Annotated in this window: 15 protein-coding genes; 10 read left to right on the top strand and 5 right to left on the bottom strand. The window is 44.5% G+C overall.

Features of this window, described 5'->3' with window-relative positions; all coding sequences use genetic code 11:
* Window positions 1-18 precede the first annotated feature (18 nt).
* On the bottom strand, window positions 19-612 hold the full coding sequence (locus tag AB1Y31_03960; protein ID MEW4982320.1) for a lytic transglycosylase domain-containing protein: 594 nt from the start codon (window positions 610-612) through the stop codon (window positions 19-21).
* 257 nt (window positions 613-869) lie between these two features.
* Here AB1Y31_03960 and AB1Y31_03955 point away from each other — a divergent pair, with 257 nt between their 5' ends.
* Window positions 870-1,889: a GGDEF domain-containing protein gene (locus AB1Y31_03955; protein ID MEW4982319.1), complete on the top strand. Its 1,020-nt coding sequence runs from the start codon at window positions 870-872 to the stop codon at window positions 1,887-1,889.
* A 34-nt stretch (window positions 1,890-1,923) separates the two neighbouring features.
* Here the strand turns inward: AB1Y31_03955 and AB1Y31_03950 are convergent, their stop codons facing one another.
* Window positions 1,924-2,706 (bottom strand): ABC transporter permease, encoded by a 783-nt coding sequence (locus AB1Y31_03950; GenBank protein ID MEW4982318.1) that lies wholly within the window; start codon window positions 2,704-2,706, stop codon window positions 1,924-1,926.
* A complete protein-coding gene (locus AB1Y31_03945; GenBank protein MEW4982317.1) occupies window positions 2,699-3,631 on the bottom strand; it encodes an ATP-binding cassette domain-containing protein in 933 nt (310 codons plus the stop codon). The genes AB1Y31_03950 and AB1Y31_03945 overlap by 8 nt, the downstream gene beginning before the upstream one ends.
* 176 nt (window positions 3,632-3,807) lie before the next feature.
* Between AB1Y31_03945 and pdhA the strand changes: the two genes are divergently transcribed.
* From pdhA to AB1Y31_03925, 4 genes are all read left to right on the top strand, one after another.
* Window positions 3,808-4,884, top strand: a complete 1,077-nt coding sequence (gene pdhA, locus AB1Y31_03940) for a pyruvate dehydrogenase (acetyl-transferring) E1 component subunit alpha (protein MEW4982316.1) — start codon at window positions 3,808-3,810, stop codon at window positions 4,882-4,884.
* A complete protein-coding gene (locus AB1Y31_03935) occupies window positions 4,877-5,857 on the top strand; it encodes an alpha-ketoacid dehydrogenase subunit beta (protein MEW4982315.1) in 981 nt (326 codons plus the stop codon). Before pdhA ends, AB1Y31_03935 begins: the two co-directional genes overlap by 8 nt.
* On the top strand, window positions 5,854-6,954 hold the full coding sequence (locus AB1Y31_03930; protein MEW4982314.1) for a dihydrolipoamide acetyltransferase family protein: 1,101 nt from the start codon (window positions 5,854-5,856) through the stop codon (window positions 6,952-6,954). The genes AB1Y31_03935 and AB1Y31_03930 overlap by 4 nt, the downstream gene beginning before the upstream one ends.
* 116 nt (window positions 6,955-7,070) lie before the next feature.
* Complete coding sequence (locus AB1Y31_03925) at window positions 7,071-7,346, top strand: thioredoxin family protein (GenBank protein MEW4982313.1); 276 nt, start codon at window positions 7,071-7,073, stop codon at window positions 7,344-7,346.
* Window positions 7,347-7,389: 43 nt separating this feature from the next.
* On the opposite strand, the gene AB1Y31_03920 is transcribed toward AB1Y31_03925, so the two are convergent.
* A complete protein-coding gene (locus tag AB1Y31_03920) occupies window positions 7,390-8,004 on the bottom strand; it encodes a TIGR04282 family arsenosugar biosynthesis glycosyltransferase (GenBank protein ID MEW4982312.1) in 615 nt (204 codons plus the stop codon).
* 86 nt (window positions 8,005-8,090) lie between these two features.
* Between AB1Y31_03920 and dapC the strand changes: the two genes are divergently transcribed.
* From dapC to gorA, 5 genes are read left to right on the top strand one after another with little or no spacing between them, the layout of a single operon-like run.
* Window positions 8,091-9,287 (top strand): succinyldiaminopimelate transaminase, encoded by a 1,197-nt coding sequence (dapC, locus tag AB1Y31_03915; protein MEW4982311.1) that lies wholly within the window; start codon window positions 8,091-8,093, stop codon window positions 9,285-9,287.
* 27 nt (window positions 9,288-9,314) lie between these two features.
* Window positions 9,315-10,133 carry a 2,3,4,5-tetrahydropyridine-2,6-dicarboxylate N-succinyltransferase gene (gene dapD / locus AB1Y31_03910; GenBank protein MEW4982310.1) on the top strand — a complete coding sequence of 273 codons (819 nt, stop codon included), beginning with the start codon at window positions 9,315-9,317 and terminating at the stop codon, window positions 10,131-10,133.
* A gap of 1 nt (window position 10,134) precedes the next feature.
* Entirely contained in the window at window positions 10,135-10,485 is a 351-nt protein-coding gene (locus tag AB1Y31_03905; protein MEW4982309.1) for an ArsC family reductase, read from the top strand.
* Window positions 10,482-11,609, top strand: coding sequence for a succinyl-diaminopimelate desuccinylase (gene dapE, locus AB1Y31_03900; GenBank protein ID MEW4982308.1), 1,128 nt, complete (start codon window positions 10,482-10,484; stop codon window positions 11,607-11,609). The genes AB1Y31_03905 and dapE overlap by 4 nt, the downstream gene beginning before the upstream one ends.
* A gap of 26 nt (window positions 11,610-11,635) precedes the next feature.
* Window positions 11,636-12,985: a glutathione-disulfide reductase gene (gene gorA / locus AB1Y31_03895; GenBank protein MEW4982307.1), complete on the top strand. Its 1,350-nt coding sequence runs from the start codon at window positions 11,636-11,638 to the stop codon at window positions 12,983-12,985.
* Window positions 12,986-13,013: 28 nt separating this feature from the next.
* Here gorA and AB1Y31_03890 read toward each other — a convergent pair whose 3' ends face one another.
* The gene (locus AB1Y31_03890; GenBank protein MEW4982306.1) at window positions 13,014-13,955 is read right to left on the bottom strand and encodes an isoaspartyl peptidase/L-asparaginase family protein; all 942 of its coding nucleotides are present in this window, start codon (window positions 13,953-13,955) and stop codon (window positions 13,014-13,016) included.
* Window positions 13,956-13,962: the final 7 nt, after the last annotated feature.

Here is a 13,962-nt window from a genome sequence, read left to right as displayed (position 1 = left end):
TCTATTAAATTTTCGTTACTAAAAGTCCTTATTCCCACTTAAATAATTTTGGTAATAAGCCACAACTTTTTTAACATAATTTTGCGTTTCTGGATATGGCGGCACCTTGTTCCCATACTTTGAAACAGCTGATTCACCCGCGTTGTATGCGGCCAACGCCAACCTAATATCAAATTTATACCTTTCTAACAAATGCCGCAAATAGCGAACACCACCAGTAACATTTTGCGCCGCATCGTTACGGTTACTAACCCCAAATCGCCGAGCAGTTGCTGGCATCAACTGCATCAAGCCCACTGCTCCAGCCATTGATAATGCATTTTTATCATAAGCGGACTCAGCATGAATTACTGCCATGACAAGCGCCGGATCCACTTTATGCTTTCTTGCTTTCTGTCGAATTAAGGGAGTTAATTTACGGCGGTTTTGCTGAAAATTTTTATATTTAATCGTGCCTTTTCTAGGCGTTTGCATAACCAGCCGATAGCCACCACCCACAGGCCTATCTGTAAAAAATACACGGCCATGCTCATCCGTTTTTTTATACAAATCCGCCTGTGCGCTAGGCAGCATTAAAAATGTAAATAATACAATACGATAAATAGAAAACATATAATTTATCAAGAACTATATAAAGGAAGACATTGTTATAACATAGGCAAACTTCGTGCTGACTCTGAATTGCTAGAATACAGCGTCCACATACAGCCACTAAATTATTGAACTACGTCACAACCGCGAGCAAAACTCAGGAATTCTTGCAAACCAACCCCATAAAGCGGCGCTTTATTGCAACAAACATACCGTTTTGTATTATTATTACCGACAGAAAAAGAATTTTATAATCCGCCATAACGCTAGGAAACTCAATGTTACAACAAGACGAACTCAGACAAGCCGCCGAGTACCTTAGACAAGTTATCCCTATGCTATCCCAGCATAAGCTAGCACCCACACCCATCAATTACTCTATATTTTATTGTTACCTATCAGGTTCCTCACAAGCTCTTAATGAAGTAGTCGATACCCTCATTAGCGAGAAAAAGCCCTTTAGCATTGTCATCATGCTTGAGCTGTATGAGAAATACATCAACGGTGGCGCTCCTCTAGAACAACAAGAGAAAATCCAGCAGTCTTTGGAAAAAGTCATGTTTGAGGCTTCAGAAGAGGTACAACACGTTAACAATGGGGCCGGCGAATACGACAACGTTATTAACAAACACGCAGCCACTTTATCGTCCACCAATGACCCACAAACGACTGCGCTTATCCTGCAACAAATAATGCAAGATACTCGCAAAATGGTTAAGGAAAATCAAACAACTCAAGCTCGCATGCAAGAAACGAGCGCTGAAATCAGCAAGATGAAAGCAGAGCTTGAGGCTGTAAGAGCTAGTGCAGAAAAAGACTCTTTAACAGGACTCAAAAATCGAGGCGCTTTTGACAAAGCCATGGACACTGCCGTTTACGGTCAGAAAAAAGCGAATACTACGTTAATCATGCTCGATATCGATCACTTTAAGCGCGTTAACGACAACTTTGGTCACCTTGTAGGCGATCGTATTATTCGTTATGTCTCAGCCCTTATAACCCAGATAATTGGCTCAGATCACCACATCGCTAGGTATGGCGGCGAAGAATTTGCAATCCTTTTAACCGGTTTAGCAATAGCTGACGTAAAACAATTAGCCGAAAAAATACGCACAGCTATGTGTAATAGCAAACTTCAACGCAAAGATAGGGGAGAAACCATCGGCAAAGTCACGGTTTCTGCTGGTATTGCAATTCTCATAAATGATGACAGCGTAGACTCTTTTATAGAACGTGCAGATAATGCTTTGTACGAAGCAAAAGAGACCGGACGAAATAAAATTATCGTATCGGAATAAACTATCTAGAGCTTTTTATATTGATAAAAAAGGCTCATTTTATGAGCCTTTTCCTTATCCGGAAAGAGGCTAACATCGCAGCAGTCGTTCCAAACGTCGCCAACACAAACACGTGTAAAAACACTGACGAAACCTCACCGCCAGTCATCAGCGGTCGCACCAAAGAAATCGCGTGATACAGAGGCAACACCTTGGCTAACCACTGCACCGTATCAGGTAATGTATCGATTGGAAAGAAAACGCCACTTAACAACACCATAGGTGTAATAAACAGTGTTGTGTAATACAGGAAAAAATCATAGCTTTTGGCGCTGGAGGTCACCAGTAACGCTAATGATGCAAAGCACAGCCCCGTTAAAAAAGCGACCGGCAAAATAAATATCGCCCAGCCATTTTCAACCAAGCCCAAGCCTGTCGCAACAATCAAAATAGCAACAACACTAATAAGGCTTTTAGTGGCCGCCCAAAGTATCTCGCCAAAAACCACTTCACCAACATTAATCGGCGTGGCCAACATTCCGATCCATGTTTGCTGTACATCCATTCGCGTATAAGCAGAGTACATTCCTTCAAAACTAGCTGAATTAACGGCACTCGTGCAAATAACACCGGAGGCCAAAAAGGCCATGTACGACAAGCCTTCAATTTCACCCACAAATTTACCTAGGCCATAACCTAACACCAGTAGATACAGTAGTGGCTCACCAAAATTACCCATTAGTGAAGGACCAGCAAGCTTGCCCCAAACACGAATATTTCTCGACCAGATTGATAGGCTTCTCGATAAAAAAAGCACCATATTAGCCAACTTATTCACGAAGATCTCGCCCGGTTAATTTGATAAAAACGTCCTCTAAGTTTGCCGGACGAAATAAATAATCATCATGCAAATCCTGCTCCAGCACCTCTAGTGCATAGGTCAATTTTTCACCGTAGAAAAAACAGATATCACCGGACTTTTCAAAACGCGCTATAGATTTATCTTGTTTTAGCTTGTCGACTAAATCATCTGGTGCCGCATGAACTTCAAGCACATGCGCCTCAATTTCACCTCTTATCAATTGTTTTGGTGGCGCATCAGCCATGACCTCGCCATGATCCATAACAATCACACGGTCACACAAGCGTTCTGCTTCTTCCATATAGTGGGTCGTTAAAATAAGCGTTAAACCTTGTTTCTTTAATTCGCGTAGCTTTTGCCAAATAGCCTGTCGAGCTTGTGGGTCTAAGCCTGTTGTTGGCTCATCCAAAATCAACATTTTAGGTTTATTAATTAACGCTCTCGCCAAGGTTAAACGACGCCGCATACCGCCTGATAATTCCGATATTTTACAATCCGCCTTTTCTTCTAACGAGGCAAATTCGAGTAATTCCTTAGTCCGTTCCTTTAACGTCACCGAATCAATGCCAAAAAACCGACCGTACACGTATAGGTTTTCTTTAACAGTAAAATCTGGATCCAAATTATCCATTTGAGGAACCACACCCACGGACTCCCTAATTAGGGATGCGTTTTGCGGCATGGCTAAACCAAAAATAGATAATTCACCACTATCCATAGGACAATGCCCAATCAACATTCTTAATGTCGTCGTTTTACCAGCTCCGTTCGGACCCAAAATTCCGCAAAAACAACCCGTATCAATAATGAGATCCAGCTCATTAACGACCTTTTTGCCGCCGTATAACTTAGTAAGCTTATTTGAGGTTACGATTTGCAATGGAGAATTAACAGCGTTCATTAGTGATATGATTTATGAATGGCAACCTTTTATTAGTCGCGCATTATAACTCGCCAACTATAAACATTAAGATTATTTACAACGTCATTAAGCTTAACGTTTAATGCCAAAACAGCTGAACTTTTAAACGCGTAAGTTGCCTAACGAGCCGACTACATCCATGTAGAGGACCACCAATGAATAATAAAAATGGGTTCACAATTGAATGTTTTAGATCCTTAGATGAGGATGGTGTTTTATTGCACCCTCTGCCCGATTCGCTCAATAAAAAAGAGCTACTGATCGACCTTTATCGGACTCTCGTCACCACAAGGCTTTTCGACGAAACCGCCATTAATTTACAAAGGACCGGCTCCATTGGCACCTACGCCTCAACTAGAGGACAAGAAGCCATCGGCACGGCCATTGGCAAAGCCGTGTTGGCAGACGATGTATTAATTCCTTATTACCGTGATATAGCCGCACAAATACAGCGCGGCGTGCTGCTAGAAGAAATCCTGCAATACTGGGGTGGCGATGAGCGGGGCAGCAACTTTTCACATCAAGCAAAAGACTTCCCACTGTGTGTTCCAATTGCGACCCAGCTATGTCACGCGATAGGTATCGCATTCGCCTTAAAGTATCAGAAAAAACAAAATGTTGCCGTTGTCACCTGTGGCGACGGCGCAACCTCCAAGGGCGATTTCTATGAATCATTAAACATTGCCGGCGCCATGTCGTTACCAACGCTATTCATTGTTAACAATAACCAATGGGCTATATCCGTTCCGTTACAGCATCAAACAGCTTCAGAAACTATCGCCCACAAGGCGACTTCTGCGGGCATAGATGCCATACGAGTAGACGGTAATGACGTCTTGGGCTTATTGTTAAGCATTCAAAATGCCCTCGAAAAAATTCGCCTAAACAATAAACCTTTTTTTATAGAGGCTGTTACCTATCGAATTTGTGACCATACCACAGCCGATGATTCATCTCGTTATATGAATCCAACAGAGCTAGATAATGCCCGTCAAAAGGAACCATTAATACGCTACAAACGTTTCTTAACTAATACCTTTTCTTGGAGTAAAACTGAAGATCAGGATTTATACGAACTGTGCCAACAACGGGTTGATGCTGCCGTTGAAACCTATAAAAACCTTCCTCCTCAACAACCCAGTGAATTCTTCGACTATATGTACCAGCAATTACCAGACAGCCTTGCCGAACAGAAGCAAGCGTTTCTAGAGGAACTCAAACATCATGAATGAATGGACAATGGTTGAAGCGATAAATAATGCACTCGCTAATCAAATGCGGGCAAACGAACATATCGTCGTGTTGGGTGAAGATGTCGGTACCAATGGTGGCGTTTTCCGCGCTACCGACAAATTACAACAAGAATTTGGAGAGCAACGTGTTGTTGATACACCGCTGGCTGAATCGGCTATCGTGGGTATGTCCATTGGGATGGCGAGTCAAGGCTTGATTCCTATCGTGGAAATTCAGTTTATGGGCTTTATCTACCCCGCCATTGATCAAATTTTAAACCACGCCGCTCGACTACGAAATCGGACACGCGGGCGTTTAAGTTGCCCTATGGTCATACGAGTACCGTTTGGCGGCGGCATTCACGCACCAGAGCACCATTCGGAAAGTACCGAAGCCATTTTCGCCCACATCCCCGGATTACGCGTCGTTATACCCTCATCACCCGCTCGCGCATACGGGCTTTTGATTGCAGCCATACAAGACCCAGACCCCGTTATTTTTCTTGAACCCAAGCGCATTTACCGTGATGGTAAACAAGCCATTGAAGACAATGCTCACCCCCTACCCTTAGATACTTGTTTTATACTTCGTGAAGGCATTGATTTAACACTCGTCAGTTGGGGCGCTATGCTTAAAGAAACATTGCAAGCCGCTAAACAATTGGCCCAACAGGGTATCGATGCAGAAGTGATAGATGTCGCAACGATAAAACCCCTCGACATCAACACTATTATCGACTCTGTTAATAAAACAGGACGCTGCGTCATCATTCACGAGGCCGCCAAAACGGGTGGTGTCGGTGCAGAAATAGCGGCGCAACTGGCTGAAAAAAATATTACCTCTCTACTCGCTCCCATTCTTCGCGTTACCGGATACGACACGGTCATGCCCATGTTTCAAAACGAGCACTTTTACATGCCAAGCACCGAGCGTATTATTGGCTCAGCTCTTAAAACAATGGAGTACCAATGAATATCTTTCATTTACCTGACTTAGGAGAAGGCCTGCCCGATGCTGAGATCGTCGAATGGCACGTCAACGTTGGCGACACCATATCAGCCAGCGATCCCTTAGTCTCAGTTGAGACCGCGAAAGCAATCATTGAGATCCCCTCGCCTGTTTCTGGCACCGTTACCCACTTGTACGGTGCCATCAACGACGTCATAAAAACGGGTGACCCACTAGTGGAATTTGAAGGTGACAACCAACAAGATGCGGGCACCGTCGTCGGTGAAGTGGAAACCAGTGACAGCATCATTATAGAAAATCCTTCAACAAAAACGGGCCAAACGTTTATCGCCAAAGCCACGCCCGCCGTCAGGGCACTCGCTCACCGCTTAGACGTTGACCTATCGGTCGTCACCCCTAGCGGTCATGATGGTTTAATTCAATCAGATGACGTTAGGCGTGTCGCTAAAATTTTAGCCAAGGTCGGCCCAATGGAACCGCTCAGAGGTGTACGCCGAGCAATGGCACGCAATATGAGTCAATCACACACACAGGTAGCGCCTGCTACCGTGGTCGATGATGCCGATATAAGCCTCATTCAACGCACGGCTGATATCACACCGAGGCTAATTCGAGCACTCATTGTTGCTTGTCAGGCAGAACCCGCTTTAAATGCTTGGTTTGACTCGCACGCTATAGGAAGGCGTGTTTTAAAAGCCATCCATCTCGGGCTCGCAATAGACGCACCCCAAGGCTTATTTGTTGCCGTTCTACGTGATATTGAACAGGAAGACCTCAGTAGCATTCAAGCCAAGCTAAGCGAATTAAAAACCAAAATTGAACAACGGAGCTTTTCAGCCGATGAGTTACGCGGCTACACCATTACCTTATCAAATTACGGCAGCATCGCAGGTCGTTACGCAATGCCCGTCGTATTACCGCCAACTGTTGCTATTGTTGGTGCGGGTAAGGCACGTGAAGAAGCCGTTGTGGTCGATGGGGAGATCGTTATAAAAAACATATTACCGTTATCAATCACCGTTGATCACCGAGTCGTTACCGGCGGCGAAGCCACACGTTTTTTAAAAGCGCTTATACTTGACCTCCAAAAACCAAATTAAACTGCAAATTGAATTACACTCTCGTTTTTGTTGCCGCTATTATTGTTTTAGTAATCCTTTATTTTGGACAGATTTATTTAAGCCAATTTAAACTGATCGGGAAAACAAACCCTCTCTTGGGTGATAGAGTCGGCGAATCAGACAGCTGGCAGATATATTATTTTTTCAGCCCTGAGTGTGATGCGTGTAAAAATATAACGCCTGTCGTTAGGCAGCATCAGCAAATTATCGCCTTTGATATATCGAGCGATTTAGAAACCGCACGGAAATTTAATATTAAAACCATACCGACAACTGTTTTTGTAGAAAACAATAAGGTGGTCAACGTAGAACTCGGCTCCGGCTCCCTTCAATTGATTGCTGATTTTATTAACAAACATGAGCCTTCATAAACATGAAGACAAAGCCCACATTAGTTGCCACCAGAGGCACTCCCTAACCGCAATTTTCTTTAATAGCCCACCAACGCTTTAGGTCATCGAAAGTATCAACGTCCCACAGTATGGGCAGTAAATGATGAGTTAACTTTGCCGACTCTAATGCAGCAAGTGTCTGCTCTAATACAGCTGAATCTCCCCAATTAACACCGTGAAACATATCCGCCTGTGCCTTCCGACACCCTACTAGCACGAAGCCCCCATCTTCAGCTGGGCCTAAAACAACATCTGAGCTCGTTAGCGCATCAAACGCTTTTGCCAAATAATTTACCGTAAAAACCGGGCAGTCAGACCCTATCAGTACAACCTTTTCAGCACTTTCAAGTCCCTCTTTAAGTGCACAGTGCATTCGTTCGCCCAAGCCAGAACCATATTGATCATGCAACTCAACAACATTGTTTTTTGCTTGATCTTGAAAATATTCATGTCGCTGATCTGGCGCACACCATAATTGGGTTTTATAGCTGGTTTGCGCGGCTAAACTCACGGTCCGTTCCAATAAATCAAGGTACACATCACAGGCCGCTTTCTCGCCAAGATCGGGTATTAAGCGCGTTTTAACTTGACCTTGTACCGGTGCTTTAGCAAAAATTTGTAGTCGCTTATCTGTCATCTGTTTACATATTATTGTTAGCTAGGCGATTTTATCCTAATCACTAATCGCCTATACTATCAGGTTACAAAACACACCCTTTCGCTATGAACTCTGATTTGGCACACCTCCAGCCTTACCCTTTTGAAAAGCTCGCTAAACTAAAACAGGGAATCACGCCCCCTGTCGATCTAGAGCACATCGCATTATCGGTAGGTGAACCCAAACACCCAACGCCTCAAATAATCACCGAGGCCTTGTTAGAACACCTACATACTTTGGGGCAATACCCCACAACAAGGGGACTCGATTCATTACGTCAAGGTATCGCCAACTGGCTTACTCAGCGCTTTGGCCTTAGCGATTATGCACTCGACCCTGAGACAAATATTTTACCCGTCAGTGGAACGCGTGAAGCACTGTTCTCATTTGCGCAGTGCGTTATTAAACGAAGCAATCACGCCATCGTGGCAATGCCTAACCCTTTTTATCAGATTTACGAAGGTGCCGCCCTACTGGCTGGCGCAACCCCTTACTTTATCAATTGCGATAAAGAGAATAATTACTTACCCGATTACGCTAGCGTTAGCGCCGACACTTGGGAAAACTGTCAGCTACTCTACCTTTGCAATCCAGGCAACCCCAGTGGTGCAACACACAATAAAGAGCAGCTCAAACAACTCATCGAATTGGCACATCAATATGACTTCATTATTGCCGCCGATGAATGCTATTCAGAAATTTACACCAGTGATCAGGCAAAACCCTTAGGCTTACTGGAGGTTAGTCAGGCAATGGGCAACACAGATTTTGCACGTTGCGTGGTTTTTCACAGCCTGTCTAAACGCTCGAATGCACCGGGCTTACGTTCTGGCTTTGTTGCTGGCGATGCAAGCATTCTAAAAAACTACTTCAACTATCGTACCTACCACGGTTGCACTATGCCAACGCCGACCCAACACGCCAGTATTGCCGCTTGGGCTGATGAAGAGCATGTTGTAAAAAACCGCCAGCTGTATACGCAAAAATTCCGTGATGTTTTGAACATACTTGGCAACAGCTTAGACGTTAAAGCACCCGATGCCGGCTTTTATTTATGGGCTAAAACACCTATTTCAGATATTGATTTTGCCCAGCAGCTATTCGCCCAGCAACATATTACGGTACTGCCTGGGCAATACCTCGCACGAGACACAGCAAGCGGCAACCCTGGCTTAAACCATGTACGCATGGCGCTTGTAGCACCGGTTGACGAATGCCTAGAAGCCGCACAAAGAATCAAACAGTTCATACAAACACTTTAAAAAACTTAAACATAACAGGATAAACACATGCAAAACCTAGAAAACATCATTAATGAGGCCTTCGAAAACCGCGCTGATTTCGACTCTAAAACCGTTTCAACTGAAATTCGTAACGCCGTTGAGCAATCTCTTGCCTTGCTAGACAGTGGTGAAGGACGTGTTGCTGAGAAGAAAGACGGCGATTGGGTGGTAAATCAATGGCTAAAGAAAGCTGTTCTACTGTCGTTTAAAATCAACGATAACCGCGTCATGGAAGGCGATGTAAACGGTTACTACGACAAAGTTGAAACTAAATTCGCAAACTATTCAGAAGATGACTTCAAAAAAGGTGGCATGCGCGCAGTGCCAGGTTCTGTCGTTCGCGCAGGTTCCTTCATTGCCCCTAACGTAGTTCTCATGCCTTCTTTTGTTAATATTGGCGCTTACGTCGACAGCGGCACAATGGTAGATGGTTGGGCAACCGTCGGCTCATGTGCTCAAATTGGTAAAAACGTTCACCTTTCAGGCGGTGTTGGCATCGGTGGCGTACTTGAACCGCTTCAAGCCGGCCCAACGATTATTGAAGACAACTGCTTCATCGGCGCGCGTTCAGAAATCGTAGAAGGCGTTATCGTCGAAGAAGGCTCTGTTATTTCAATGGGTGTCTACATTGGCCAAAGCACCAAGATTTACAACCGTATGACCGGTGAAACCACGTATGGCCGTGTACCCGCTTATTCTGTTGTTGTTCCCGGTAATTTACCGTCTAAAGATGGTACACACAGTTTATACGCGGCGATTATCATCAAAACAGTAGACGCAAAAACACGTAGCAAAACGGGTTTAAACGAATTACTAAGAGACTAATATGCCTGTTGTTATGTACGGTATTAAAAACTGCGACACCATTAAAAAAGCCAAAAAATGGCTTAATGATAATGGTGTCGAGTTTGTTTTCCACGACTATCGGCAAGACGGCCTAACCGAGTCACTATTAAATACACTTGAAAGTGCTCTCGGTTGGGAACAGATGGTTAACAAACGCGGCACTACTTGGCGCAAGCTTGATGACACAGTTAAAGAGTCTATTAACCAACAAAGTGCTGTTTCGCTTATGTTAGACAACCCCGCCATTATTAAGCGCCCTATCCTTGATACCGGAGAAGCCCTTAAACTTGGTTTTTCTGCTAACGACTATCAAGAGATATTTTCGGTATGACTGACACGCTAAAGCTTGCTATTGAACTGCTTAAAAAACCATCGTTAACGCCGGACGACGCATGTTGCATGGATTTAATGGCTGGTTATCTGCAGCAACGTGGGTTCAATATTGAATGGATGAACTTTGGCAAAACCCGCAACATGTGGGCAAGAAAAGGGACCGAAGCGCCATTATTTTGTTTTGCAGGTCACACCGATGTTGTTCCAACAGGGCCGTTAAGCGAGTGGAACACGCCGCCATTTGAACCAACCATTAAGGATGGCTTGTTATATGGGCGTGGTGCGGCAGATATGAAAGGCAGCCTTGCCGCAATGTTAACGGCATGCGACAGCTTCATTAATAGCCATGAAAATCATCAAGGCTCCATCTCATTTTTAATCACCAGCGATGAAGAAGGGCCGGCGCTAGATGGTACTGTAAAAGTGATCGACACGCTTAATCAGCGAAATGAAAAAATTGATTTTTGTATTGTCGGCGAGCCATCAAGTTACAAAGAACTTGGCGACATGGTACGCGTTGGCCGACGCGGTTCCATTAATGGCTACTTAACTTTATTCGGTAAACAAGGTCACGTTGCTTACCCTGAATTAGTTAACAACCCTATTCATGCCTTATCACCTATTTTGCCAAAGCTAACGGCAGAAAAGTGGGACGAAGGTAATGATTATTTCCCACCCACCAGTTTTCAAATATCCAATATCAATTCCGGTACAGGGGTAGAAAATGTCGTGCCCGGCCAGCTTGAACTCATCTTCAATTTACGTTTTTCAAGCGAACTCACTCCGGAAGAAATTAAGCGTCGTGTCACCTACATCGTCGACCAGCAATCAGACAATTATGAACTCACTTGGAAGGTATCTGGCCTGCCCTTTATTACAGAAAAAGGAACACTAACCAGCGCCGTTGAAAAAGCCATCCTCGACGTAACCGGTATCAAAACCATCTTATCTACCGCTGGCGGCACCTCTGATGGGCGCTTTATTGCACCCACTGGCGCGCAGTTGATCGAGCTTGGCCCAGTGAATGAAACCATTCATAAAATTAACGAATGCGTTAGTGTTGATGATCTAGAGTTACTTTCATCAACCTACAGCAAAATTTTAGAAAATATTTTACTTTAACTAACTAATGTAACCACTTGTATTTTATGAAATATGATTACGATTTAATTTCCATTGGCGGCGGTAGCGGTGGCATTGCTGGTGCAAACAGAGCGGCTTCTTATGGCGCCAAATGCGCCGTTATTGAACAAGCACGATTAGGCGGCACCTGCGTTAATGTAGGTTGCGTACCTAAAAAAGTTATGTGGTTTGCAGCGGAAACAGCCGACACAATTCGGGCCGCTAAAAATTATGGCTTTGATGTTTCGTTAAATGGTTTTAATTGGAGCGAACTTAAACAAAAAAGAGATGCTTACATCAAACGCCTTAATGGCATTTATGCCAAGAATTTAAACAACAATGGCGTTGATCATATTGAGGGCAGCGCTTCATTTATCGACGCGCATACTATTCAAGTTGGAAAGCAACAAATTACCGCAGAGCGGTTTCTTATCGCCACCGGCGGCAAACCCTCCATTCCAAATATTCCCGGCGCAGAGTACGGCATTAACTCCGACGATTTTTTTGAACTAGAGCAGCAACCAAAAAAAGTAGCCGTTATCGGCGCCGGTTTTATTGCTGTTGAACTGGCCGGGGTTTTTCAATCACTTGGCACACAAACCACGCTTGTTATTCGTAAACAACAAGCACTAAGGCAATTTGATAGTATGCTCGGCGAAGAACTCGCTAAAGCAATGGCGCACCAAGGCCTGCAACTGGAAACAAACAGCATACCAACCTCCATAGATAAAACCATCCATGGAAAACTGATTATCCAAACGGCCAATGGCGCATTAAAAGGTGAATTTGATGAAGTGCTTTGGGCCATAGGCCGCGACGCCAACACAAACGGTTTAAACCTACAAAACGCCGGCTTAGAAACCAATCAACGCGGCTTTATTCCAGCCGACGAATGGCAAAAAACAACGCAAGACCATATCTTTGCCGTTGGCGATGTAACCGGCGAAATAGCCCTAACACCGGTAGCAATCGCCGCTGCACGCCGTTTAAGTGACCGTTTATTCAACGCACAAACTGAGCGAAAATTAGACTACAACCTAGTACCCAGCGTTATTTTTTCACACCCTCCAATCGGTACTATTGGCATAACCGAACAGCAAGCTAAAGAGCAATACGGCGATAGTGTAAAAATATACACCTCCACTTTTAATCCGATGACTCAAGCCTTATCTACAGCAAAACAGCCCACCACCATGAAACTTGTTACTGTTGGAAGCGAAGAGAAAATAGTTGGCTGCCACCTGTTTGGTGAAAGTTCAGATGAAATCCTTCAAGGCTTTGCCGTAGCCATTAAGATGGGCGCAACCAAGAAAGACTTTGATGACACGGTGGCTATTCACCCGACCAATGCTGAAGAATTGGTGACAATGACGTAACGGTCTTCATTGCGTTCACGCTGAAAGTCTATTCACGCTTAAAAGTACAAACAATCTCACCACTTTGTTCAATCCAGCCATGTATCATTCGTTTGGTGGTAAAGCCACTGGCGCAACGGCCATCCTTGTCAATGACAATCATTCCGCCACGTCCTTCGACTTTATTTATTAGATATTCGATGGCTCTAATGACGGCTTGCTTGGCATCAAGTTGTTGCAATTCGATAGTATCGGCAATTCTTTTTGCTAATACCGTGCGCATAAAGTCTTCACCGTAACCGGTCATGGACACTGCGCAAGTTTCATTATCCGCGTAAACCCCAGCACCTATCAGAGGCGAATCACCAACACGGCCATGACGTTTGTTGACGATACCGCCGGTAGATGTTGCAGCAGCAAGGTTGCCGAACCTGTCTCTGGCAATGGCACCAACGGTACCGTATTTTTCTTCCTGCTGAGTACCTTCTTCATCATGATCTAGCATGATTTCACCTTTTTCTCGCGCTTCCTCAAACTGTTTTACGCGGTCTTTTGTTAAAAAATAACTGTCTTCCTTTTTCCCCATCCCACAATGCTCGGCAAATCTCATGGCGCCGTTACCGATGAGCATGACGTGCTCGCTACGTGCCAGCACCAGTCGTGCCAGTAGTATAGGATTAGCAATATTGTGAATTCCAGCAACTGCTCCTGCGGAAAGATCACGGCCATCCATCAGCGCCGCATCCATTTCGATTCTACCAAATTCATTGAGCACAGAGCCGCAACCGGCATTAAACAAAGGGTCATCTTCAAGGAGTGCACAGCACGATTCTGCCGCTTCAAGCGCGCTGCCACCATGGGACATTACCTCACGACCATACTCAAGTACGACTCGCATACTTTCTAAGTAGTGAACGGCCTGCTTACTGTTGGTTATATGATCGAGAGCACCAGCACCGCCGTGAATCATTAAAGAATACTTATCATGCAATGTTCTT

Source organism: Cycloclasticus sp., assembly GCA_040743155.1.
Classification (GTDB): Bacteria; Pseudomonadota; Gammaproteobacteria; order Methylococcales; family Cycloclasticaceae; genus Cycloclasticus.
Note: the sequence above shows the minus strand (reverse complement) of the source record. Positions and strands in the feature narration are given on the sequence as shown.